Origin of the sequence: Aquimarina algiphila (genome assembly GCF_947494415.1) — a bacterium.
Lineage (GTDB): Bacteria > Bacteroidota > Bacteroidia > Flavobacteriales > Flavobacteriaceae > Aquimarina > Aquimarina algiphila.
This window is the reverse complement of sequence record NZ_CANLVC010000007.1, coordinates 602,010-627,847: the sequence shown is the minus strand read 5'-3', so window position 1 is coordinate 627,847 and position 25,838 is coordinate 602,010. Positions and strand designations below refer to the sequence as shown.

General features: G+C 31.6%; 18 protein-coding genes. 11 read left to right on the top strand and 7 right to left on the bottom strand.

Annotated elements, in window-relative coordinates; all coding sequences use genetic code 11:
• Positions 1-50: 50 nt before the first annotated feature.
• The 7 genes from PQF96_RS17340 (at position 51) to PQF96_RS17310 (ending at position 7,667) form a co-directional block, all read left to right on the top strand.
• The gene (locus PQF96_RS17340; protein ID WP_271767604.1) at positions 51-593 is read left to right on the top strand and encodes a gluconate 2-dehydrogenase subunit 3 family protein; all 543 of its coding nucleotides are present in this window, start codon (positions 51-53) and stop codon (positions 591-593) included.
• Positions 590-2,296 (top strand): GMC oxidoreductase, encoded by a 1,707-nt coding sequence (locus tag PQF96_RS17335; protein WP_109438733.1) that lies wholly within the window; start codon positions 590-592, stop codon positions 2,294-2,296. Before PQF96_RS17340 ends, PQF96_RS17335 begins: the two co-directional genes overlap by 4 nt.
• Positions 2,297-2,466: 170 nt before the next feature.
• On the top strand, positions 2,467-2,874 hold the full coding sequence (locus PQF96_RS17330; RefSeq protein WP_109438734.1) for a BLUF domain-containing protein: 408 nt from the start codon (positions 2,467-2,469) through the stop codon (positions 2,872-2,874).
• Between the two features lie 50 nt (positions 2,875-2,924).
• Positions 2,925-3,587, top strand: a complete 663-nt coding sequence (gene rpe, locus PQF96_RS17325; RefSeq protein ID WP_109438735.1) for a ribulose-phosphate 3-epimerase — start codon at positions 2,925-2,927, stop codon at positions 3,585-3,587.
• A 9-nt stretch (positions 3,588-3,596) separates the two neighbouring features.
• Positions 3,597-4,727, top strand: coding sequence for an AraC family transcriptional regulator (locus PQF96_RS17320; protein WP_143918938.1), 1,131 nt, complete (start codon positions 3,597-3,599; stop codon positions 4,725-4,727).
• A gap of 84 nt (positions 4,728-4,811) precedes the next feature.
• Positions 4,812-6,581, top strand: coding sequence for an FG-GAP-like repeat-containing protein (locus tag PQF96_RS17315; protein WP_271767603.1), 1,770 nt, complete (start codon positions 4,812-4,814; stop codon positions 6,579-6,581).
• 123 nt (positions 6,582-6,704) lie between these two features.
• A complete protein-coding gene (locus PQF96_RS17310) occupies positions 6,705-7,667 on the top strand; it encodes a YpdA family putative bacillithiol disulfide reductase (protein ID WP_271767602.1) in 963 nt (320 codons plus the stop codon).
• An 83-nt stretch (positions 7,668-7,750) separates the two neighbouring features.
• Here PQF96_RS17310 and PQF96_RS17305 read toward each other — a convergent pair whose 3' ends face one another.
• The 4 genes from PQF96_RS17305 to PQF96_RS17290 form a co-directional block, all read right to left on the bottom strand.
• The gene (locus PQF96_RS17305) at positions 7,751-8,452 is read right to left on the bottom strand and encodes a Bax inhibitor-1/YccA family protein (protein ID WP_109438739.1); all 702 of its coding nucleotides are present in this window, start codon (positions 8,450-8,452) and stop codon (positions 7,751-7,753) included.
• 71 nt (positions 8,453-8,523) lie between these two features.
• Positions 8,524-9,390: a zinc-dependent peptidase gene (locus PQF96_RS17300; RefSeq protein ID WP_160114358.1), complete on the bottom strand. Its 867-nt coding sequence runs from the start codon at positions 9,388-9,390 to the stop codon at positions 8,524-8,526.
• A gap of 213 nt (positions 9,391-9,603) precedes the next feature.
• Complete coding sequence (locus PQF96_RS17295) at positions 9,604-10,668, bottom strand: YncE family protein (RefSeq protein WP_271767601.1); 1,065 nt, start codon at positions 10,666-10,668, stop codon at positions 9,604-9,606.
• A gap of 65 nt (positions 10,669-10,733) precedes the next feature.
• Positions 10,734-10,946, bottom strand: coding sequence for a YgaP family membrane protein (locus PQF96_RS17290; protein ID WP_109438864.1), 213 nt, complete (start codon positions 10,944-10,946; stop codon positions 10,734-10,736).
• Between the two features lie 119 nt (positions 10,947-11,065).
• Between PQF96_RS17290 and PQF96_RS17285 the strand changes: the two genes are divergently transcribed.
• On the top strand, positions 11,066-11,944 hold the full coding sequence (locus PQF96_RS17285; RefSeq protein WP_271767600.1) for a sterol desaturase family protein: 879 nt from the start codon (positions 11,066-11,068) through the stop codon (positions 11,942-11,944).
• 2 nt (positions 11,945-11,946) lie between these two features.
• Here the strand turns inward: PQF96_RS17285 and PQF96_RS17280 are convergent, their stop codons facing one another.
• The 3 genes from PQF96_RS17280 to PQF96_RS17270 form a co-directional block, all read right to left on the bottom strand.
• Positions 11,947-12,546, bottom strand: coding sequence for a Crp/Fnr family transcriptional regulator (locus tag PQF96_RS17280; RefSeq protein WP_271767599.1), 600 nt, complete (start codon positions 12,544-12,546; stop codon positions 11,947-11,949).
• A gap of 793 nt (positions 12,547-13,339) precedes the next feature.
• Positions 13,340-13,906 carry a hypothetical protein gene (locus PQF96_RS17275; protein WP_271767598.1) on the bottom strand — a complete coding sequence of 189 codons (567 nt, stop codon included), beginning with the start codon at positions 13,904-13,906 and terminating at the stop codon, positions 13,340-13,342.
• 194 nt (positions 13,907-14,100) lie between these two features.
• A complete protein-coding gene (locus tag PQF96_RS17270; RefSeq protein WP_271767597.1) occupies positions 14,101-15,006 on the bottom strand; it encodes a helix-turn-helix domain-containing protein in 906 nt (301 codons plus the stop codon).
• A 530-nt stretch (positions 15,007-15,536) separates the two neighbouring features.
• Here PQF96_RS17270 and PQF96_RS17265 point away from each other — a divergent pair.
• From PQF96_RS17265 to PQF96_RS17255, 3 genes are read left to right on the top strand one after another with little or no spacing between them, the layout of a single operon-like run.
• Positions 15,537-19,130 carry an RNA-binding protein gene (locus PQF96_RS17265; RefSeq protein WP_271767596.1) on the top strand — a complete coding sequence of 1,198 codons (3,594 nt, stop codon included), beginning with the start codon at positions 15,537-15,539 and terminating at the stop codon, positions 19,128-19,130.
• Between the two features lie 35 nt (positions 19,131-19,165).
• Complete coding sequence (locus tag PQF96_RS17260) at positions 19,166-25,099, top strand: Ig-like domain-containing protein (RefSeq protein WP_271767595.1); 5,934 nt, start codon at positions 19,166-19,168, stop codon at positions 25,097-25,099.
• Positions 25,092-25,589 carry a hypothetical protein gene (locus PQF96_RS17255; RefSeq protein WP_271767594.1) on the top strand — a complete coding sequence of 166 codons (498 nt, stop codon included), beginning with the start codon at positions 25,092-25,094 and terminating at the stop codon, positions 25,587-25,589. The genes PQF96_RS17260 and PQF96_RS17255 overlap by 8 nt, the downstream gene beginning before the upstream one ends.
• Positions 25,590-25,838 lie beyond the last annotated feature (249 nt).

The window sequence follows — 25,838 nt, the reverse complement described above, 5'->3', positions numbered from 1 at the left end:
CCATATATTTAATTGCATACGGATATTTGCAAAAAATAAAAATTTAATAAATGGAAAGGAGAGAACTTATTAAATTAATAACTCTGGCAACAGGTGGTGTTATTTCAATACCTTTATCAAGCTCATTATTAACTGCTTGCAAAAAAATAGAGCATGTAAAAGATTCGGATTATAAGCTTTATTTTTTTAATAAAAAGGAGTTTTCTTTCGTTCAGAATTTGCTAGGCATACTTCTTCCTAAATCAGATAGCCCATCAGCAACTGATGTTGGTGTACACCAAATCATGGATACTATGATCGGGACTATCTATAATCCGGCGCAGCAAAAAAGATTTACAGATCGATTCACAGCTTTAACCGAATTTATGGGCTACGAAGCGCAATTAGACAAGGTTAAACTTTTATTAGAGTCTGATAATAAACAAAATAAACTAGCAAAAACAGCATTACTGGATATAAAGCAACAAGCAGTTACATATTATCTGTCAACAAAAGAAATCGCAACTAATTATTTAAATTATTTACCTATCCCTGGAGAGTACGAAGCCTGTATTTCTTTAGAATCGATTGGTGGAAAAGCTTGGGCATTATGAGTATAAACAATTCAGAAAAAAACACCTATGACGCAATTGTAATAGGTTCAGGTATTAGTGGCGGTTATGCTGCGATGGAACTTTGTTCTAAAGGATATAAAACCCTTGTATTAGAAAGAGGTAGAATGGTAACCCATGGAGAGTATCCAACCGCTAACAAAGACATCTGGGAATTACCTAGTCAAAATGTGGTTTCACATGAAGAAAAAGAAAAAGATTATTTTCAACAAAAAAGGCTGGGTTGGTGGGTAAATCAAGATAATAAACATTGGATCAATAAAGACAGTGATTATTCCTATGACGAGGTAAAAAGATTTGATTGGATACGTGGACATCACGTTGGCGGTCGTTCGATTATGTGGGGTAGACATTGTTATCGCTGGAGTGATTTGGATTTTGAAGCAAACAAAAAGGAAGGAATAGGAGTTGATTGGCCAATTCGTTATAAAGACATTGCTCCCTGGTATGATAAAGTTGAAACTTTTGTTGGTGTAAGCGGACAAGCAGAAGGCTTAGCTCAAATTCCTGATGGAAAATTTTTAAAACCTTTCCCCTTAAATTGCGCTGAACAATATTTCAGAGAAGAAGTTTCAAAAGCATATCCAGAAAGAGTAGTTACTCCGGGAAGAGTTGCAAATCTTTCAGAATATAAACCTGAAGTACATAAAGGATACCGTAGTCAATGCCAAAATAGAAACAGGTGTTGGAGAGGTTGTCCTTTTGGTGCTTATTTTAGTAGTGTTTCAGCAACTTTACCAGTAGCAGAAGAGACAGGTAATTTAACCATCAGATCAAATAGTATTGTATCTGAAATAGTATATGATAAAATTTCAAAAAAAGCATCTGGTGTAAAAATTATAGATGCCGAAACCAAGGAAGAAATTATCTTTTTTTCACGTATTATATTTTGTAACGCTAGTACCATAGGCACAACAGCAATTTTATTGAATAGTAGATCCGAAACCTTCCCAAATGGATTAGGCAATGGAAGCGGAGAATTAGGTCATAATTTAATGGATCATCATTACGGCATGGGAGTTCGTGGAAAAATATCTGGATTCGAAGACAAGTACTATAAAGGAAGAAAACCCGTTGGGTTTTACATTCCAAGATTTACGAATATAAATGAAAAAACAAAGAAAGAGACCTATTTAAGAGGTTTTGGTTATCAAGGCGGAATATCCCGTGTTACAAATAATCCCGAGGATGCTTATGGAGAAGAATTAAAAGATGCAATTCTCAAGCCTGGTCCATATTGGTTAAATATGACAGCTTTTGGGGAAATATTACCAAATCATGAAAACAAGATGTTTCTTAATTTTGAAAAAAAAGACAAATATGGTATGCCAACCATAACTTTTGATGCCGAATTAAGAGAGAATGAATTGGAAATGCGAAAAGATGCAGTAAAATGCGCTATTGAAATGCTTGAAGCAGCTGGATGCGAAAATATTAGTTCCTACAATAGTGAGACCGCTCCCGGTGCTTGTATCCATGAAATGGGAACCGCCCGTATGGGAAATGACCCTAAGACAAGTGTATTAAATAAATGGAATCAAATGCATGAGGTATCTAATGTATTTGTTACAGATGGAGCTTGTATGACAAGTTCGGGAACCCAGAATCCAAGTATTACTTATCTGGCATTAACCGCTAGAGCAGTTGATTATGCAGATAAGCAAATCAAAGAAGGAAAATTATGACAACCGATACTCTGTTTAACTAAAAACGTTAGCTGTAATTCATATATCTCAAAGATTACTAAATTATTTAAGCTTTAAGACGTACTTCTGATAACTTTAAAAATTAATTTCTCAATTAAGTTATCTCAAAAATTGTATCTTTAAGTGACATCTCCCTTATTATTTTATTTATGAGATATATTATTAGTTATGTTAGTACGGTTAATCCTGATATATCAAATTCTGATATCTCCGAACTTATGGATTATGTTAGCTCTCATAACAACGCTATAAATATCACGGGTATTCTTATTTATTCTGAAGGGAATTTCTTTCAAATTCTGGAAGGTAAAGAAGAACTCGTTAAAATGATGTTCGAAAGAATTAAAAAAGACTCCAGGCATTACAATATCATTAAAATGTTAGATAAAGAAATAAAGAAGACTTCTTTTACAGAATACCACTCTTCTTTTACAGTAATATCAAATGGTTCTAGCCAAGAAGAATTACAACTATTTTTACAAAAAGAAAAAATAAATAACCCAGAACATTATAAAAGTATCTCTTATCTGACTCAAAAATTTATGAAGCTCGGTTAGTATATTATTTAAAACTTAAGTAGTATTTTTGCCGCAAATAACACAACTTTATGTCTTCAAAAAGAATTGCCCCATCGGTATTAGCTGCAGATTTCGCGAACTTACAGCGCGATGTAGAAATGATTAACAATAGTGAGGCCGACTGGTTTCATATAGATATCATGGATGGTGTCTTTGTTCCTAATATTTCTTTTGGGATGCCCGTTTTAAGAGATATCGTAAAACATGCTAACAAAACTATCGATGTACATTTAATGATTGTAGATCCTGATAGGTACATCAAGACATTTGCTGATCTTGGAAGTAATATTCTTACTGTACATTATGAAGCTTGTACCCATTTACACAGAACATTACAAGCTATTAAAGCCGAAGGAATGAAAGCAGGTGTAGCCATAAACCCTCATACCAATGTAAATTTATTGGAAGATGTTATAAATGACATTGATTTGGTATGTATTATGAGCGTAAACCCTGGATTTGGTGGACAATCCTTTATAGAAAACACGTATAAGAAAGTTAAACAATTACGAGAAATTATTGTTAAAAACAATGCCAACACTTTAATTGAAATTGATGGAGGTGTTACCAGTAAAAATGCCAAACAATTAGTAGAAGCAGGAGCAGATGTCTTGGTTGCTGGTAGTTTTGTTTTTAAAAGTGAAAATCCAACTCAAACCATCAGAGAATTGAAGGAGATTACCAATATCTAGATCACAACAATGGAGCAGAATCCTATCCCATCTTTTGATACATGGACATCAGTTTTCCTAATCGTAAGTGCAATGGGATTCTTTTTAAGTATTATTCTTAGTATTCATAAAACTGGACGGATCAATAACCTCCCCATAATTTTATTAATTATGGGGTTTTCATTTATTCTATTACAATATGTCTTTTTCTGGACAAATTATTCCTCTGTCTACTCATATTTATATTTTTTTGATTCTAGTTGGTATCTTGCATTTGGTCCATTATTGTACGCATATATCACAAAATTTTATCAAAAATCATTTAAGATAAAATGGTATCATTTTGTTCCTTCAGTTTTATCTTTTATCATTAATGCATATTATCTTATTATTTCAAGTGGTTTTCAAAATTTCGAAAATTATAAAGGCAGCTTTTCTCTTTATCTTTTTAGATCACTTCGATCTCCATGGTTAGCAGCACTATCATTATCAATTTACCTCATCATCATAAAAGATTTTATTACATTTCAAAAGAATGATCAAAAACATCAATATGAAATCATCAGAAAAAAATGGTCTACTTTTCTTATTCATTTATTTCTGATCTTTATTATAGCCTATGTTAGTTACTATGTTTTAGTAAAATTTTCGTTCTTTAATATTCATTGGGATTATGCGATTTCTTTTTCTATGACCATTGCCATATATAGCATTGGATATATGGTATACAAAGAGCCTTCAATTTTTAATGGAGAATTACTATCAAAATTATTCCTAACAGAAGAGCAAAATACCGAACTTACCGAAACTACAAAAAATGAATTCTACACTCAATTGTTATCGTATATCAAAGCAAATAAACCATACCTGAATAATGATTTACGATTAGTTCAATTAGCAGATGAGATTGGTTTTTCTAGTCATGTTCTTTCAAAACTCATTAATGAAAAATCCAGAAAAAACTTTAATCAATTTATCAATGAGTATAGATTAGAAGAAGCTAAAAAATTACTTCTGGAAAATTCTGAGGCAAGTATTAAGACTATTTATTATGATGTTGGATTTAACAATAAAGCTACATTTAATACCGCTTTTAAGAATAAATTTAATTGCACCCCTTCAGAGTATAAAAGAAAAAATCTTGAAGTTCAAAATAACTAAAAAGGTAAGAAATTATAATTCTAAACTAGTTTCAGCACTTCTTTATTGAACTTTATTCTTATAACTCTTAAAATCTTCGAGCTTATGAGAACTTTATTTTTACTTTTTTTTTGTAGCCTTACCGGTATTATTTCTGCACAGAAATTCACATTAATAACTGATAGTATTAATCCAATAATTTCTGAGCCAGCCATTGCAGGTATATACTTTGGAACTGCATGGACAGATATCAATAATGACGGTAATATTGATTTATTCTACGCCGGAAGCATTTTTAAAAATCTAGGAAACGGAAACTTTGAAGTTACAGAAAGTAGTGCAAACATTCCTAATGCAACATCTCTAAACAGCGCTAGTTGGGCAGACTATGAAAATGATGGAGATTTAGATCTGATTTATTCAAGGTTCACCTTTCCATCTACACTACAAACCAGAATTTATGCTAATGATGGAAAAGGTCAATTTTCTGAGGTAAATTCTGTTCTTAATACTATTAACTCTGCAACATGGAGTGTACAATGGTGTGATTATAATAATGATAGTTATGTTGATTTCATTCTCACATTTGCAGATTTATTCCTGGGATCAAATCGATTTCCTAATCGTTTATACAGAGGAAATAGTGATGGTAGCTTTACTGAAGTAACAGAACCGTATGAATTTTTAACAGAAAAAGCGGCTTATACAGTATCGAATTGGACCGACTATGATCAAGATGGAGATACCGATTTATTTATCGCCAGTGGTCCAGCAGCTGGTCCTACTGGAGCCAAGCCTGATTTTTTATATAAAAACTTACAAGTAGAGACAGGAAACGAAGGATTTGAAAAATTAACCAGTACATCACTCTCATTCGCAGAAGATCCACAGGATGGCCAATGCTATAATGCTATTGATGTTGATAATGATGGAGATCTTGATATTTGTCTTACCAATTATTCTGGTGTAAAAAACAAATTTTATAAAAATGATTCGGGCAATTACATAAGTACAGAAACCCCATTTACAGCTTCTAATCATCAAAACTTATCCAATACCTGGGGAGATTTTGATAATGATGGTGACCTGGATGTCATTGTTACCGCTTCAAGTGAAACCGGGAGTGGGTACTTTATTAATAATGGTGATGGAACATTTGCAGAGAGTAGTGTCAACCTTATCAATACTACAACTTCTGGAAATTCAACAGGAATCACGGTAGGAGATTATGATAATGATGGTGATTTGGATTTTTTTGTTGTTGGTCAGGGTATAAAAGGGCTTTTTAGAAACGATTTAACTCTTAAAAATCATTATGTTAATATTAAACTTATAGGTAATCCTTCGAACAAAGCAGGATTAGGAGCAAGGCTAGAACTAACCACAAAAATAAGGGGTAAAATAGTGACTCAGAAAAGAGAAATTTCGGCATCTAATACTTTTATGGGCCATAATAGCTTACGAGCTCATTTTGGGTTAGGTAAAGCTACCAAAATTGATAAACTAGCTATCTATTGGCCTTCGGGCAATGTCGATACTTTCGAAAACTTAAGAGTGAATAAATTTTACACTCTAGAAGAAGGTAAAAAAAAACCAATTAGCCCTCCCATTAAAGAAATAAATGCAAAAAAACTCAATGTAATTGTATATCCCAACCCTTCTAAAAAAAGAATAAAAATTAAAATCAATACCTTAGAAAGCAAATCTCCGATAATAGTCAAGATTCTAGATAATAATGGATTGCTTATTTCTAAAAACCGCTTTAGAACCCAGGAAGATATCATTCTAAACACAACTTCTCTATCCAGTGGAAACTATTTTTTAAATATAAGTGTAGCTCAAAAAAACATCGTAAAAAAAGTAGTAATTAAATAAGTAGTTAGTTACTAATTATAAAAAGGTAAGTTTCACTATAGAAGCTTAACTTTTTTTGCATTAGAACGCACAAAATTTATTAGTTTTACAAGAGTAATAAATCTTTTCAATACTCCTTTTCTAATGAAACATATAGATGTAATAATTGTTGGTGGTGGTCCCATTGGCATTGCCTGTGGTCTTGAGGCTAAGAAAAAAGGACTTGACTATTGTATTATCGAAAAAGGCACTATCACCAATTCATTATATAATTATCCGATTAACATGCAATTTTTTTCTTCTTCAGAAAAACTTGAGATCGATAATATTCCTTTTATTAGTAACGAAGCAAAACCAAAACGCAATGAAGCACTAGAATACTATCGTAGAATTGTGACTTCTAATGATCTAAATATTAATTTATTCGAGAAAGTAAGTTCTGTATCCAAAAAGGAAGACACATTTTATGTAAAAACAGATAAAGAAGAATACACAGCACTTTATATCATTATTGCTACGGGTTTTTATGATCTTCCAAATACTATAGATGTACCTGGAGAAAATTTACAAAAAGTATCACACTATTATAAAGATCCTCATTTTTTTGCTAAACAAAAATTAGCAGTTATTGGCGCTAGTAATTCTGCAGTAGATGCTGCTCTAGAATGCTATCGAAAAGGTGCTGAAGTCACCATGTTAGTTCGAGGTCCAGAAATAGGCAGACGTGTAAAATACTGGGTGAAACCAGATATAGAAAATCGTATTGAAGAAGGTAATATAAAAGCATTTTATAATGTTACTATAAAAGAAATATTACCTAATAAAATCAATATAGAGACCTTAGATGGCGAATTTAGTATTGAAAATGATTATGTACTGGCGTTAACAGGATATAAACCCAATTTTGATTTTCTTAAAAAAATTGGAATTAAACTTTCTGATGACCAAAAATTGTATCCTCAATATAATGAAGACACTATGGAAACCAATATTGAAAATTTATATTTGGCTGGAGTAATATGTGGTGGAATGGATACTCATGTATGGTTTATCGAAAACTCCCGAATACATGCAAAAACAATATTTAAATCGATTACAAAAAAATAGCATCAATTTCACAGTATAGATTACTACCATCACGTAAAAAAGCCGAACGATGTTCGGCTTTTTTTTATGTATCATTTTTATGTTTATTCTCTTGACAGAATACTTAAGATATACCAGAACAACAACATTAGTGAAGCAAATAATCCTAATGAAGCTCCTACATATTGATCTTCAGAATACTTATGAACCATATTTGAAGTTTGATAAAGAATAGATCCTGATGCGAGTATAACCATCCCAACGCTAAACCAAAGCCCAAGATTAAATCCAAATATCAATCCGGCGACGATCAATCCTAAAGCGATAAAAAATCCAATAGTTAGCATCGATTTTAAGAATGAAAAATCTTTCTTAGTAATCAAAACTATAGCAGAAAGTCCCGTAAACAAAGACAAAGTTAAAATTGCAGCTTGATTAAGAATATTAGCTCCTCCACTTTCTGCAATCATCATTGCGATACCAATAAGCGGAATGAAAATAAAAGCTTCTGCAACCACATACAATAGTAAGCCTAAATACTGCTGATTAATGTTATGGTTCTTATGTGCCATTTTTTCTGCATAATTTGTGATCAGCATAAAACCTCCTAACATAATAAACCATCTCCATCCTTCTGTCAATGAAAATGCTAAATTTACAATAGGTTCAATTTGAAAAAATACCCATTCTACAATAACAAAAAGTAGAACAGCCATAGCCAGATGAGTATATGTTTTTCTATAAAATGCAACCCTTTTGTCATCACTAAGTGCACTAACGGGCAGTATTTGTTTAAATTCTTCCATAGATATAACTATAAATTGTTAACAATTTTAATTAGATAAAGATACTCGTTTCTTAAGAATCATTAACCTAACTACTTCTCAAAATACTTAAAATTTAGCATTTGCACTACGTAGTAGTAAATCTCGGGAAACTTTTCTTTTAATTCCATAGGGGATTCCATAAAAACTTCTACCAAAACAGCTATAAATTCAAACTTATCTGTATATGCATAATCTCTTAATATTCTAGTATCTACAATATTTTTTCTTATTTCTTCATCACCCAAATATTGTTCAAGTTCTAAAAAAGTATCATAAAAAATTTCACAACTAATGTTATTATTCTTAATAGAATTATAGTGGATTGCATGTGTGATTTCATGAATCCCAAGGCTTTTTCCTTTATCTTGATGCATATTTCCTTTTTGAAAATCTTTCCAGGATAGTGCTAGTGCTTTAGATCTGGGATTAAATTCTCCTATATTTTCTGTTTGATTGAGAATTGAATAAAATGATGTTGGGTACAATACGATGGTATTTAGATGTTCTAATAAATAATGGCGCATTCCAAAAGTAAGTTGTATTACCATTATCGATACCTGCATACGCATGAAATCGTCAACAACTAATCCTTCTCTACCTACAAAATGTGTCTTCTCAAGAAATCTAAATGTTCTATGAGAAAAATATCGTTTTCTTTTTTTACCCAAAGAAGTATAAAAATCATTCTCATCGAGAAATGCTTGCAAATTGGCAGGCAACTTTTTAAGGGTAGGATAAAAATGAATAAAATATGGTTTCTTCTTATATTTTACATAAATCGATTCTAGATATCGAAGGACATAATATATACAAATAGAAACAATAGTAGCCGTTAAGAATACTCCAATTACATTTTGGAGTATAGAATTAGTAGGTACTTCTTCAAAGGATAATAAAGTCGTTATATATAAATTCAAAAAAGGGCGATCTAGGTTAAGTCTACTAAAAATAACGTTTTAGAAACAAAAATGTTATTAAAATGAATATTTAACACTAATTACACTTAATAAACTTACTGCTAACCCTTTATCTTATAATTTTCTACACCTCTCCTTAATTTTAAAAAATTAGGGAGAGATGTAAGTTTTTTATGTTTATAAACTCTATTAATGAGCTTTTCTTGTAAAGAGCTAATAAGACAGCACTCCAAATGGATTTAGACCAGAATCAAAATCTGAGAGTTTTTTTAGCATTCCGTTTCTTCTTATTTTGTAAAAAACAACTTTGGTTGCAGAACCTCCAGAATGTGCCAAAAACAAAATATCTCCTCTCCTATTTACTGCTAAATTATGCGGAGTATTAAAATCTGTATCGATTTCTGAAATTACTTTATTCCTAAAACGATCAATTACCCCTATTTTATTGTCTGCAATACCAGTGGTAAATACAAATCTTCTATTATTTGAAATTCCATGTGTAGATGAAAATGGTATTTCTCCTAATTTACGTAAGTTGAATCTACTAAATACAGTTAGTGTATTTGCATTTTGAGCAGGAACATAAAGTTTTCCACCCACAGGTAATAAATGAGCATCTCCTCCAACTACTTCATGCTTTATATATTCTAGAGTTCGGGTGTTATACATGACCACGTAACTTTTATCAGGCCCATCAAGAACAGTTACATAGGCAGCATACCCACTTGGAGAGATCGTAACATCATGTTGTACTGCATTTTCTGTTAACTCAGGAATTTCATCATTTGGTAGCGGAAGATTTTGCAAAACTGTATTGGTTCTAAGGTCAATAACCGAAGTACTTTTAGAAACTATATTATTAACCCATAATTGTCCGGCATAATCATTAATCCACATATGAAATGCTCCTTCTTCTATCTCTATCTCTCCTTGAAATTCAAAAGAACTTGCATCATAATACACAAGCTTTCTATTGGCAAAATCCCCAACATAAAAGCTGTTATTATATCTACTATATGCTAGATAAGTAGGTTGAGCTCCTTCATCAGGAAGCGTAATTTCTTCAACAAACTCTGTAGTTCTTCCATTAAAAATACTTATCGTAGATGCTCCTCTATTGGCCACAAGGAAATAGTTATTATTACCATAATAACCAAATTTCCCGTTGGCTTCTGTATCTAAATTCTCTAATGCATTACTTTCTGTTTCAATCACTTCCTTCTCGCAAGAATTGAATATAAAAGCACTGAATACTAATACTAAAAAGATTTTTTTCATTTGTGTGAATATTTAAGTTGGACTAAAAAATGTATACTTGTTTATACATTACTATTTAATTGTCATTAGTTTGGTGTTTTTATCCTACATGTATTAATTCCGAGTAATCGATATAAAGGACAAAAATTAACAAAACTGGTAAGTAATAGGATTCCTGCAATACCTAATAAAATAAATGCAAAAACTCCTTGAACAGTTCCTGTATAATAAAGAATAGCAATTACTGCTATAATCACTAATCTAATAATGCGATCCAGGTTACTCATATTTTTTTTCATCTTATTTTTTTTTAAAATTCTGAGAATCAAAACTAATCTGTACAAAAAAGAAATACTGTGACATTTGTTACAAGTTCCAAAATAGGATATTGGTATCTTTGTTATGCAAAAGGATTTTTATGGAGAAGTATATGAATGCATTTATCGATGCATTTTTAGGAACAATACAGTGGACTTGGAATTCAATACTTCTTGAGGTTCCTTGGTATACAAATTATTTCTGGGGGATTATTATCATATCACTTTTAGTCTGGGGATTAGAAATAATATTTCCCTGGAGGAAAAATCAATCGATATTTAGAAAAGACTTTTGGATTGATGGCTTTTATATGTTTTTCAATTTCTTTATTTTTTCTATAGCCATAAGTGGTTTTTATAAATTATTGGAAGTTCTATTTAATGATATTCATATTACCTCCAAAAGTTTAGCTATAATAGAAATATCAGATTGGCCATTATGGACACAACTACTTATTTTCTTTATATTATTAGATTTTGTGCAATGGTTTACTCATATTTTATTACATAAATATTCATTTTTATGGAAATATCATCAAGTACATCATAGTACAAAAGAAATGGGATTTGCTGCGCATTTACGTTATCATTGGATGGAAAATATCCTCTACAAACCATTAAAGACGTTTGCAGTTATGATTTTGGGTGGGTTTGAACCCGAACAGGCTTATATCGTACATTTTTTAGCAATTACTATCGGGCATTTTAATCATTCTAATATAAAAATTACATGGGGTCCGCTTAAATACCTTATTAATAACCCTGTGATGCATTTGTATCATCATTCATATAAATTACCCGAAGGCAGATTTGGAGTAAATTTTGGTATTAGCTTGAGTTTATGGGACTATATTTTTAAAACAAATTATATTCCAGAGGATAGTGGTACAATTGAATTAGGGTTTGAAGGTGAAGAGCAATTTCCTAAAAGCTTTCTTGGTCAAATTGTACATGGTTTCTGGAACAAAAAAGCAAAATAACATTAGTTTATTTGTAAAAGCTCGATAACTCCTTGTTTTAAACGTATTACGCCATTTTGTTCTAATTTTTTAAGCAATCTGGAAATCACTTCTCTAGAAGAACCTAAATCATAAGCTATATCCTTATGAGTGGTACGAAGGATATTATCCCCTTTCACTTGTGCTTCTTTTTTCAAATATTCTAGGAGCCGTTTATCTTTATTCGAAAACGTTAGTATCTCGATAACATTAACAAGTTCTTCGAATTTAAAATTAAAGAGGTCATAGATAAATTCATTCCATTTTGGGTATGCCTTAGCAATTTTCAATGCTTTATCTGCGGGAATAATAACTACTTCTGAGTCTTCTTCAATCACCGCTTTTACCCTACTTGTTTCATTTCTAACCAAAGTAGTTACAGACATCACACAACTCTCTCCAGGTTTTATATAATATAACAGAACTTCATTTCCATGTATTGGTTCTTCTTTAAAAATTTTTATCAAACCAGAAATCACTAAGGGTATTACTTTTATATATGATCCTTGTCTTAAAATTACTGTTCCCGAATTAAATTTATGTACACTGCTTATCGCTACCAATTCTGCTTTGAGTTCTGGCATAGTAGCTAGTTTAGGGAAATAGGTATCTAGAGCTTCAGCTATCAACGTTTTATCTTTTATTACTTTTGTTTCTAAGTATTACCTGAATAGTATACTGCTATTAGGTACTCTAAGATAGACGATTAAAAAATAGAATATTTACAAATTTTCATATAATCTTTACTTCGTTCCTCTTTTCGTTTTAAAATAGTATTTGTTAACTCTCTGATTGTGTAAAAAATATTTAAGAAAAACAACTCACTAGTAAAATAAACTATTTCTCTTACCATCAAACTCTTGCTTTTAAAAGGGTGTTATAACATAGTATTAATCGTATAAAACCACAACTATTCTTAGTAATACTTTAACTATTTTACTAGGACTTGGGAATGAAGTTTGATGCAATTAAAACAGTCAGTGTTTAATCTTAAAACCAAAATATATAACGAGATAAAACTATAACCCAAATGTTTTTATTTTATAAAAATTCCCCAAACTCATTGGTCCATCTAGATCAATTATACAAAAATGTAATCTTGAAGTTACCCGTTTCAAATCGAATTAAATACTGTGAATCCCTTATTTACCGAATCAAAGATGACATATCAAATACTAAGTGTAGATTTAAAAAGAGAAAATTAAAAAAACTATTAAAAGCTGCTGAATGTGAATTAAAAAACTTTTGCGTCTAAACTTTCAAATATCTGTTATCAATTATTTTATAATTGTTAGTCTTTTGAGAATGGTGTTCTCGAGCTAAAAAAACAAAACCCTGAGTAGATCATTTATATCTTAATGTATTTTGTTTAAAATTCTAAAACCTATATCCAATTCGTAAATGTAAATTAATTGCGGTTTCATCTTTATTTTTAGGAAAACCTGCGTCCTTTCCAAAATAATGGATATAGCCAATTCCTATTCCGGTTTCATAATTAAAATGCTTCCCTAGATTACGTCGAATTCCCCAAGTAGGAATTATGGATAGATTGGTTACAATTTTGGTATCTTCTTCATTATCTAAAACAATCAGTAAATCAGAATGCCGTAAACTCGTTTTTATCGAAAAGAAATTACCGCTATTATAATCTATTCTTTTGGATTTGTTTGTTCGGATATTTAAATTGTAATACCATCTAGGTTCTACGGTAAGCACTGTTACTAATAAAAAATCAGTTTCTTCATAAAATTCATGATCCCAAATACCATCAAAACCTAACTCTCCCCGTAGTGCAATTTGATTTGATAATTTTAACTCTGTATGCGCCCATATTCCCGAAAATCCCGCTTGGATTCCGAAAACCGATTTTTCCACACTTGCTTCTTGAGAGGTAACAATTAAGGTTATCCAAAGGAAAATTAATGTCAATAGATTTTTCTTCATTTTTTGATTTTTTAAATTAAACAATGTCATTACCTTAAAAACAATGAAATTTTAGTCCATATAATAAAAAGTTACTTTACTATATCTTATCCATTGCCTGATTAAAGACTTGAAGACAAATCAATAAAAATAAAACAGGCTAATCGTCCCAATAGAAGCATTGGTCTTTTTTTGATCATAAAAATTGAAGAAATCTATGACAGGCTTTTCTTGTAGGCAGAAGGCGAAAGCCCTGTTTCTTTTTTAAAGACTCTATTAAAACTAGTTTTAGATTTAAAACCACACTCATAAGAAATTCCTAAAAGGGTATAATTTTCATATTGCTCTGATTGTAGTTTTTGTTTTATTTCCTCTACTCTATATGTATTAATAAAGTCATAGAAGTTCGTATTCATATATTGATTGAGCAACGTAGATAGTTTTTTATCGGTAGTAGAAAGTTGTTGTGCTAATGTGTTTAATGTCAGATTTTCGTCTAAATAAGGCTTACTATTTTCTATGATATCGTAAAGCCTATTTTTTAATACTTCAAACTCTTCTTTTTTAACATCTGATAGTGAATTAACATGAACCTCAATATTTAGTTCATCACTATCTAACAGAAAATCGGGCAGTAATACTTTTGATTGATACACTCCATAATACCCCAAATACGCAATCCATATGACCATTGTTGCCACTGCAATAAATTCTATATTCATTTTAAAATCTCCAAAAAAGAATTCATATGTCAAAACACTAAAATTGAAACTAATAATACACAATGCCCCAATCAACATCATCTTAATCCAATTAAAATCATACAGTGTTAAATTAGAATATTTAAATTTTAACAATGCTCTATATTTTGATAATAATCGCAACGAAATCAAGAGATATCCTATCATATATATATCCTCGGTTTTAAGAATAATACGTATAAAATCTGAATGTACATATGATAACCAACCCAGAGGTATAATATCATATACAATTGTTGGAATTGCTATAAAAACAGCAAATAAGGCAGCTGGAACAAAATGTGACAATGAATTCTTTATCAGGTTTTCTTCTTTTAAAAATAACGATTTTATATACAGGAATAATAGTGGTCCTATCATTAACACACTGATATCATTTGGCACAAAACAAATTCGTATCAGCCAAATAATATGATGTAGCTGGGCATAAAAATATAGTGTAATAAAAAATAGAAGTACAAAAAACACAATCAATATTTTTTGCGATAGCTGTTTCTTTTTTGATTTTATTAACAGCCATAAAATTATAGAGATTATGATTATCCCCCCAACAAAAATAAAATCCAAAATTAAGTCCATTAATTACATTTTTGGGTATTATACTATTTAAATCTAGTCGATAAAACAACTGTTTTTATCCCTATACAGAATCTTATTCTATAGACTCATAAAGCTATAATAAAGTTACAAGTTGAGTACAAATACAACATTTCATAATTCAACTTTTTTAATGTAAAGAATATAATTCTTAAAAAAATCTAAAAAAACAGGGTATCATTTTTTTTTGTGGTAACACTAAAGGGTGAAAACAATCTCTCTTTTAATTTAAAAATGAATAAAGAGTGAGTTTTATTAATCACGTAAATAACTCATTTATTGAATTTTTTATTATGAAATTAAAAAAAACATTACTTTTTTGTTTGATACAAATCTCTATTAATTCAGTATTAATAGGGCAATCAAATGATCAGTTAAATCCACCTGTTGTAGAGTTTTCTGCTACTCCGACTGTGGCTGCATTAGCTAAGTATGCAGATACTCCTGTTAGTTATTATTCTGGAGTACCACAAATCAATATCCCATTATATCAAATTAACACCAATGGGTATACATTACCTATAAGTTTAAGTTATCATGCCTCTGGTATAAAAGTTAAACAAGAAGCTAGTTGGGCAGGCCTGGGATGGAGCCTTAATGCCGGAGGAATGATTACCCGACAAATCCGTGGTATTGATGATTTTGGTATTAATGAAAATGGAGGACAAGGGTATTTTTTTAACCCTGAATATAATGTTCCTACAGCAAATTTACTTACCTGTTACACTCAAACCACTCCAACTGATTGTGAAATTACACCTTCTGCTCAAGAAACTCCAGTATTCGGAAGCACATATCAAAGTTGTAGAGTTCATTATGATGCAGAACCAGATTTGTTCTTATATAATTTTGGGGGATACTCCGGAAAGTTTGTCGTACAATCTCTTCCTAAAGTAGGATCACGTACGCCTGGTAAAGGAATTATGATCGATCAAAAAAACAACCTGAAAATAGAGTATAATCCTACTAATAATCGCAATTTCAAGATTACCGCTCCCGATGGTATTATATATGAATTTTCTGAAAAAGAAGAATCTGAAACCTGGTTTAAAAGTACAGAACCTGTGTCAACCGAATTTAGTAATACCAGGTCAATGACAAACTCCTGGTTATTAACAAAAATTATTCTTACAAACAATTCTGAAATTAATTTTCTATATAAAAATGATGGAGATTATGGACAGGAGAGCCTAATAAATACTACAATCACAGATCGACGAATTATTGGATCTGCAGATGCTTCTTATACCAATAGACCCACCAATTGTTTACCTGATTATGAAAAACTTGAAAAATCTATTTCATACACCCGATATTTTGATAAATATATACTTAGTGAAATACAATGGGATGAAGGTAAAATAATTTTTAATACAGATACAAGGCTAGATTTAGGAAAAGGGAATCCACAAAGACTTTCTAATATTGAGATTTATAATACTCAAAACACAAATCCTATAAAAACCTACACATTCACACATGATTATTTTAATCCAGAATATAAAAATCGGAATCACGAACAGAGAAAACAAAACTTAAGGCTAAAGCTGCTAAAGCTTGAAGAATTTAATATAGCCCAAACTAAGGCTATACCTCCTTATAAATTTACATATCATGAAGAATACAATTTACCTTCTAAATATTCTAATAGTCATGACTATTGGGGATATTATAATGGATTGAACAATGGACAAGATAACTTAATACCTAAATTTCTCCCTACAGAAGTAATTAACCTTGAAGAATTTGAAGAATTTTATAATTCCTTGTCTAGCGTTGATATTTCTATTGAAAAAAGAAACATTTTCAAAATGATAGCAGCTTCTTTAGATAGAATAGGGTTAGGTGATTTAAGATCAGGTATAGGGTTTTTAAATTCCATTTCATCAGAAGATGATATCGATGTTATTAAAATTCCTTTTACTAAAAATACTGCAGATTTAAGATTATTAGAATTAACTGGTGCTGACAGAAAATCGGTATTAAAATATAGTAAAACAGCCACACTTAAAGAGATTACTTATCCAAGTTCTGGTAAAGTTTCTTATGACTATGAACTTAATGAACATCTACCCTTAAAACCATTAAATAAAACTAGTGACTCATCCCATAATATAGAATTTATCGCTCGAAATGGAGTTCAACAAAATAACACTGGAGTTCCAAGCAGTTTGCCTATTATTATCACTGGTAATGTAGAGTCAATAGAATTATCTTATGACATTCGATATGAGAATTTTGGTGGCGTGACCAATTTATTAAGTGATGATATCAATCTTCAACTAGTAAAATTAGAAGGAACCAATGAAACTGTGATAAGAAAATTTTCTCATACAGCATTTCAGGATGACATTGCAAATTGGCCACAACAAGAGTTTATAAAAACATTTAAAGCTAAGTATTTTGTTGATCTAGATCCTGGAGAATACAAACTAAAGTTTGAAGTTTCTCCTTATATATTAAGTACAAATCCAAATGTTGAAATTTTAAATGGTACTATAGAATATGATGAGATTTTTTCTGAATTTGTTACTAAACTTAAAACAGGAGGTCTCAGGATACAAAAGATTGTTTCACCAAAAAATACCAGAACATACGATTACACAATTTCCAAAGGTATTTCTTCAGGAAAATTAATTAGTTCTCCTAATTTTTCTCAAGTCTACAGTATACAAAGAAGTAGTAATCTGGGTACTGTTATATATACATTATTAAAAAGACAGTCTACTAGTAACATCCCTGCTACAGGAACTATTACCGGAAATATTGTTGGGTATTCTGTAGTTAAAGAAAATATTATTGGGAATGGTAACAATATAACCTCAAGTTATGTTTTCTCCAATGATTTCGAAAGAGTAATAGACTTTGATGTCCCTAATACTCCAGTCATTACAAATGGATATTTATTAGGTACATATCATTATAATGAAGAAAAACTTGTAGAATCTATACGAAATAAATATTCGACTAAATATACCGAAGAAATTAGAGCTGCAAATTATTCTCCAGTAGCTTATTTCTCTGGAGAAATAGGGGTTACTCAATATCAAATACCAAGTAAATGGATACCACTAACAAGTGTGGAGAGCACAAGGTACAATTCTGGATCATCTTTAGATTCTATTACTAATAAAATTACTTATATATACAATAATGATATCACAAAATTGCATAGACAACCTATAAGTATGGAAACATCTAATAGTGATGGAAAAAGACATAGTTCTATCTACTATTATCCCGAGAGTGTTCAATTTCTTAATGATGTAAGCGATCAGGAAAAGCAAACCGCAATATCCTTAATCCAAGCAAATAGAGTAAACGAACGTATTCGTACAGAAAACTATATAGCTACAAAAAAAATAACGACACAACATATTGTTTACAAACAAGAAAATGGATTATTAGTTCCCGAAACTTTTAAACAAGCAAAAGAAAGCGACAATTTTAATACCGTGATCACATATCATAAATATGATCATAAGAGTAATATCCTTGAAACTTCTAACAGAGCAGGTATCCATACTGCATACATATGGGGATATGATGCTAATTACCCTATAGCAAAAATAGAAAATGCTACTTATGAAGATATATCTGAGTATGTTACAAGTTTGCAAATCAAATCCAAAAATGATGTAGATCACTGTAGAGAAACCACCTGTACAGAACAAATATTAAGAGAGGCTTTGCAAAATCTTAGAAGTGCATTACCCAAGAGCATGGTAACTACCTATACTTATGATCCATTAATTGGAATTACTAGTATAACAGATCCAAGAGGCTATACAATGTATTATGAATATGATGATTTTAATCGTTTAGAGTATGTGAAGGATGATGACGAAAATCTAATTTCAGAAAACAAATATAATTACAAAAACTAATGATGATGATAAAGAATATAATAATAAAAAATAAGATGATCACATTAGTTCTAATGTTGATTTTCATAGCATTAAAATCGAATACCGTATTAGCACAAGTTCAGGGAAATATTAGTGGACCTACTATTTCGAACATTGGAGAGACTAAGAGGTATGAGATTATATTAACTGGGAATTTTCAGGGTACTCCTAGTTACGAATGGCAAATATCAGGTGGAATTTTAGTTTCACAAATAACTAATAAAGCAGATATAAGCTTTGTAGATTCTGGTACTGTAACTATAACATGCATCGTTAGCTTTTCAAATAATGATCAAATTTATACTTATGATTATAATGTTACGGTATTTCCAAATGTTGTTGCTCCTCCAAATCCCACTGTTATTTTGGGGTGTAATAGTGCAACATTAAACAGAACGGGAGATCCCGATCCTAATGTTATTTGGTATTGGCAAGGGAAAAATCCTGATGGTGAAAATTTTAATTTGGGAAATGACGCAACATATACGGCTAATGAAGGTTCTGGGCGTTATTACATTAGAGCCTATGATTATAATGGTGGTTGGAGTGAGAACTCTGGTTCTGTATATGTTACTATACCACCACCAGTAACACCTCCTTCTATTCCCTCTATTACAGAGCTTTGTGGTAGTACGACCTTAAGTTTTAACTCTAGTAATGTCCCTAATGGTGTTACTTGGTATTGGCAGAGCTCCGAGTCTGAGACTGACAGCTCTAATTCTCAATCTTTAATAAGTTTTACAGAAGGTAATGCTACAGGGAATGTACATTATATAAGAGCACAAAACAATATTACGAGATGCTGGAGTACTGCAACTCAAATAACGTATAACCTCAAAAAACTACCCTCAAAACCTCAAGAACCTAAAATTAAAAAAGATTGTGGTAGTACAACACTATCTTTTTCAGGAAAACCGCCAGGTGGAGTAGATTGGTATTGGCAAAAAAATCAATTTGATACAAGTCTTCTGGAAGGAGGAAATACAAAAACATTTAACACTAGTGGTATTTATTATTTAAGAGCCAGAAACAAATCAAATGATTGTTGGGGGCCAGCAACAGAAGTACAATACACGGTTAATCCGATACCAGATAAACCTACCGTAAAGAGTCCAATTCAAAATTGTGGTAGTACTATACTAAGAAGAAATAATCCACCCAACATTAGTACCATATGGTACTGGCAAACTACTTCTGAAGGAGAAAGTTTTGATAATAATAGTGAATCTATTTCTTTTACAGAAAGTGGTGTACATTACCTTAAAGCATATCATAAGGGAGGATGTTGGAGTACAGCTACAAGAATTGATTATATAGTTAATCCAATACCAAAAAAAGCTTCGGGAACAGATGTAAGTCGATGCGGTTCTGGGGCAGTTACGCTAAATGCAACTCCGGGGGCCGATGCTAATAGTATACGGTGGTATAATGAAGCAGGGACATTATTAAAAACTGGAAATCAATTTATCACACCTTCTATCGGTACTACCAACACGTATTACGCAGAAAGTTATAATACAGATACAGGTTGTAGCTCAGGTTCTTCTAACAGAAAAGCAATTAGAGCGGTAATTAACCCAATACCACAAAGAGCTTCTGGAGCAGATGCAGGTAATTGCGGTTCAGGAACGGTTACACTTAACGCAACTCCAGGTACTAATGGAAATAGTATTAGATGGTACGATTCGGGAGGTACAATAGTTAGTACCGGAAATCAATTTATCACGCCTACTCTTAGTACCACCACTACCTACTATGCAGAAAGTTATAATACAGATACAGGTTGTAGCGCAGGTTCTTCTAACAGAAAAGCAATTAGAGCAGTAATTAACCTAGTACCGGAAATAGCTTCTGGAGCAGACGTAAATCACTGTGGTTCGGGAACAGTGACGCTTAACGCAACTCCAGGAACCTACGCCAATAGCATACGATGGTATAATGAAGCAGGAACATTATTAAAAACTGGAAATCAATTTATCACTCCAACTATCAGTACGACGACCACGTATTATGCAGAAAGTTATAATACTGATACAGGTTGCAACGCAGGTTCTTCAAACCGAAAAGTAATTAGAGCAGTAATTAACCCAATACCTCAAACAGCTTCTGGAACCGATGTGAGTCGCTGTGGTTCTGGAACAATTACACTTACTGCAACCCCTGGTACTAATGGAAATAGTATTAGATGGTACGATTCGGGAGGAACACTAATTAGTACTGGCAATGAATTTATTACACCTACTATTAGTACCACCACTGCCTACTATGCAGAAACCTATAACTCGGCAACACAATGTTATGCTAGTACCAAAACACCTGTACAAGCAAAAATCAACCCTATTATCATATGGTATGCAGACACAGACGGCGATAATTTGGGAGATCCTAATACTATGCTAAGCGCATGTACACAACCTACAGGTTATGTTGCTAATAATAGAGACCGATGTCCTGATGAATACGGGACGAATCAAGGATGTGTAGCATCAATACACGATCTAACATTATCTGATACAGAAAACTATATATTCACCAGGGTTTATCAAGAACCTATGAACACCTCTAGCGAGATCAAATATAATAAAGATGTTATTGAGAATGTCATATACTATGATAATATAGGACGTGAAAAACAACTCAGAGCCATAAAAGCATCTCCTCAAGAAAAAGACATTGTTACCCACGTAGAATATGACGTTTTTGGCAGACAAACTAAAGAATATTTACCTTTTCGATCAACGAGCCCTGTAGGAAGTTATAGCGTTGTAGATATAAATACTCATATTAATGAGTATTATAAAAATAAGTATCCTAATAATTTTCCTGATGTACCAGCATCTGACAAAGATTTTAATGCCTATTCTGAGCGTATACTCGAGTCTTCTTCGTTAGGTCGTATATTAAAACAAGCGGCTCCAGGAACCGCCTGGAAAGTACATCCAGCTAACAATGATGACCATACTATCAAATTTGATTGGAGTACTAATACTACCGATGAAGTAATACACTTTAAAGTTACTTTTGAAAGAGATAATAGCAAAAAACCAAAGCTTGAAAAAGATGGCTTTTATACAGCTAACCAATTGCAGACAACTATTACCAAAGATGAAAACTGGCAACCCGGTCAAACTCATCCAAATGATCATACGACCAAGGAATATAAGGACAAAAGAGGTAGAATAGTTTTAAAACAAACATTTAATGAAGGAGTCGCACATGACACCTATTATGTATATGATGATTTCGGCAATTTAACCTATGTAATTCCGCCAAAAGTAAATACTGGTGATGGTGTGAATTCTGTTGAATTAAATGAACTCTGTTATCAATATAAGTATGACAACAGAAACCGACTGATAGAAAAGAAAATTCCTGGCAAGGGAGGATTTACAGATTGGGAATCTATTATATATGATAAACTCGATCAACCCATACTCACACAAGATGCCAATCAAAAAGCAAAAGGAGAATGGTTATTCACCAAATACGATGCTTTTGGAAGAGTTGCCTATACCGGTATATATAAAAGTACACGTAACATAGGAACCATACTATTGGCTATGGGAGGAGTAAACACATTCTGGGAGACACGAAAACCTGCAGCTACAATAGGAGGAACTATGCTATACTATAGTAATGATGCTTTTCCAACTACAGACATAGAAATACTTACAGTTAACTATTTTGATGATTATGACTTTGATATCAATGGGTTATCAGGTCCAGGAACGGTATCCACAGATCGCACTCAATCATTACCCACAGGAAGCCAAATAAAAGTACTTGGGACAGACAAATGGATCACATCTGCTACCTACTATGACAAAAAAGGAAGAGTAATTTATATTGCAAGCAAAAATGAGTATCTCAACACTACAGATATTGTAGAAAATAAGTTAGATTTTATAGGCAGAGCCGAAGAAACCAAAACTACACATACCAAAGGTAGTAATACGGCTATTGTAACAGTAGATACCTTTACCTATGACCATACTGGGCGACTATTACAACAAACCCAAAAAATTAATACACAAGCAGAAGAGGTTATTGTAAATAACACCTATGATCGATTAGGACAGTTAGCAACCAAAGAAGTTGGAGGTGCACTCTACTCAAGTAGATTACAGGAAATCAATTATACCTATAATATAAGAGGATGGCTAAAACAAATAAACGATCCAACACAGGATCTGGGTACTGATTTATTTGCCTTTAAGATTAATTATAATACAACTGAGACTCTTAATATCAAACTCCTATATAATGGAAACATAAGTGAAACCCATTGGAAAACAGCCAATGATGATATCAAAAGAGGGTATGGCTATAACTATGATAATCTCAACAGACTAAAATATAGTTCTTTTATAGGAGGTGCTTCTGGATCCGCACAATATGACATGGGAGCTAGTTATGACAAAAATGGAAACATTAAAGATTTATATCGCTTTGATACTGGTGGATATAGCAATGTAATGGATAATCTTACCTATAAGTATGATTGGGGTAATAAGTTATTATCAGTTAGTGATACGGGTAATATCAAAGGTTTTAACGATAGAAACACCTCTGGTAATGATTATGACTATGATAAAAATGGTAATATGACTGTTGATAAAAATAAAGGTATTACCAATATTACCTACAATCATTTAAATCTACCAGAAACAGTTTCTATTAGTAATAACGAAGGAACAGGAGATATTAGTTATATTTACTCTGCTACTGGTGCCAAGTTGAAAAAAATAGCACCAAGTGGAAGTTCTTTAATAACAACAGAATATGCTGGTAATTACATCTATAAGAATGGTACTTTAGAATATATGAGTACCCCCGAAGGATATGCTACACCAGAAGGTAGTGGATATCGATATGTGTACCAGTATAAAGATCACCTTGGCAATACCCGTTTAAGTTATACCAAAAATGAAGCTACAGGAAATGTAGAGATTATTGAAGAAAGTAATTATTATCCTTTTGGGTTAACACATAAAGGGTATAATAGTGTTGTATCTTCTTTAGGAAATTCTACAGCACAATTGCTGAAATTTGGAGGGAAAGAAGAGCAAAATGAGCTAGGTATGAGTTGGATGGACTTTGGTGCTAGAAATTATGACACCAGTTTAGGTAGATGGATGAATATTGATCCATTAGCAGAGTCTTTTTATTTGGTTTCTACTTATAATTATGCCCTTAATAGCCCCATCTATTTTATAGATCCTGATGGCAATACGGTGACCCCTGCTTTTAAGAACCCGAAGAACAGGGGATTATATGATAACATAATAAATAATCTTAAGAACAATAGTTACTTCTCTAATGTGTATAATTCATTAGATCGAGATTATGATAACTTTATTGTTTCAGAGTTCACTCCTGAAGACACACGGCGTTATGGTCGTGCAGCTGCTTTTACAAGCTCTCCTATAATTTCAACATTTCTAACATCAGATGATACACGGATTGGATTAAGAAATGATAATATTGGTTCAGGATTCAACAATTCTTCTATTGCTGAAGAATTTTTGCATGCAGCTCAAGATCAATTTGGAGGATTAAAAGATTTTTTTGCTCGAGAAGCAGAAGCAAAAGTTTTTACTTCATTTTTGGTATATCAAAGATTAGATGAAAATAAAAGAGGTGACATTGATGAAATAAATAATGCTTTGGGACGTAGTGGATCAACAAGCTTAGATAAAAGAGTATTGATTTTTTCCGGAAAACGTGGTAGAGAAATTAACACTAAGATTACGAAATATTTTGATGCTATTTTGAATGGAGGAAAAATAACTGAAAAGTTAGAAACCGATTTTAGAGCTGCTGTTAAGCAATTTGGAGGACACCTTGATAGAGTGAATTATGGCGGAAATATTATTGAAGGAGAAAACTTTGATGGAGCCACACCAATTTTAGATAAACTATTTAATAAAAAAGAATTAAATGATTAAATATATTAAGATTTTTAGTGGAGTATTATTTCTTCTTCTTTTTGGATGTAAAAAAGAAAAGCAAGAGCAATATAATTTATTTGAAAATTCCAAGGTGAGAACAATTATAACATATGAAAACCTTGTTAATTATTCATTAGATAATTCTAGAGATACTATGGTATTGGAATATATACTATCTTTTGATAATAAAAATATGATCGATGAAGAATATTGGGAAAGAGTATTATTTGAGTTTAATTATGATTTGCTGAATAATGAAGAAATAGAAATCCCCTCTAATTTAATTAAACTTTATGGCCAATTAGTTGATAACAGAGGTAGGATTGAGTTTAAAAATTTTAAGGGTAAGATAAAAATTTCTAAATCTACAGGTGATAAATATATCATGAATATGCTAGATTCCCTTAAAATTGATGTGAAATATAATGATTCCATCACTAGGATAAAGACATTGTTCAACAAAGGCGATGACTTAATATTTAAATAAGAAAAAACTCCCCTAGCTGGGTTATAGTACGTGCTAGTTCGAATTTGTAACTCAGACTTCTATATGAGTAATCAAATAAAAGTTAAGAGACAGTCATAAACAAGGTGACTGTTTCTTTTATAGCTTAAAGTAAAATAATTAAAACCAAAAAGTATAATCCCGATCACTCGGATATGATAGCGCATTCTATGGATAAAAACAAGACAGAACTTTTGAATGTCTATAAAATGATCAAGAGATATACAAATC

Coding starts and splice junctions, on each gene's coding strand:
- PQF96_RS17315 (WP_271767603.1), top strand. CDS start 4,812: ATGAGAACTTTATTTTTACTTTTTTTTTGTAGCCTTACCGGTATTATT.
- rpe (WP_109438735.1), top strand. CDS start 2,925: ATGTCTTCAAAAAGAATTGCCCCATCGGTATTAGCTGCAGATTTCGCG.
- PQF96_RS17280 (WP_271767599.1), bottom strand. CDS start 12,546: ATGCCAGAACTCAAAGCAGAATTGGTAGCGATAAGCAGTGTACATAAA.
- PQF96_RS17305 (WP_109438739.1), bottom strand. CDS start 8,452: ATGGAAGAATTTAAACAAATACTGCCCGTTAGTGCACTTAGTGATGAC.
- PQF96_RS17310 (WP_271767602.1), top strand. CDS start 6,705: ATGAAACATATAGATGTAATAATTGTTGGTGGTGGTCCCATTGGCATT.
- PQF96_RS17290 (WP_109438864.1), bottom strand. CDS start 10,946: ATGAAAAAAAATATGAGTAACCTGGATCGCATTATTAGATTAGTGATT.
- PQF96_RS17275 (WP_271767598.1), bottom strand. CDS start 13,906: ATGAAGAAAAATCTATTGACATTAATTTTCCTTTGGATAACCTTAATT.
- PQF96_RS17265 (WP_271767596.1), top strand. CDS start 15,537: ATGAAATTAAAAAAAACATTACTTTTTTGTTTGATACAAATCTCTATT.
- PQF96_RS17260 (WP_271767595.1), top strand. CDS start 19,166: ATGATCACATTAGTTCTAATGTTGATTTTCATAGCATTAAAATCGAAT.
- PQF96_RS17320 (WP_143918938.1), top strand. CDS start 3,597: ATGGAGCAGAATCCTATCCCATCTTTTGATACATGGACATCAGTTTTC.
- PQF96_RS17330 (WP_109438734.1), top strand. CDS start 2,467: ATGAGATATATTATTAGTTATGTTAGTACGGTTAATCCTGATATATCA.
- PQF96_RS17340 (WP_271767604.1), top strand. CDS start 51: ATGGAAAGGAGAGAACTTATTAAATTAATAACTCTGGCAACAGGTGGT.
- PQF96_RS17335 (WP_109438733.1), top strand. CDS start 590: ATGAGTATAAACAATTCAGAAAAAAACACCTATGACGCAATTGTAATA.
- PQF96_RS17295 (WP_271767601.1), bottom strand. CDS start 10,668: ATGAAAAAAATCTTTTTAGTATTAGTATTCAGTGCTTTTATATTCAAT.
- PQF96_RS17285 (WP_271767600.1), top strand. CDS start 11,066: ATGGAGAAGTATATGAATGCATTTATCGATGCATTTTTAGGAACAATA.
- PQF96_RS17270 (WP_271767597.1), bottom strand. CDS start 15,006: ATGATAGGACCACTATTATTCCTGTATATAAAATCGTTATTTTTAAAA.
- PQF96_RS17255 (WP_271767594.1), top strand. CDS start 25,092: ATGATTAAATATATTAAGATTTTTAGTGGAGTATTATTTCTTCTTCTT.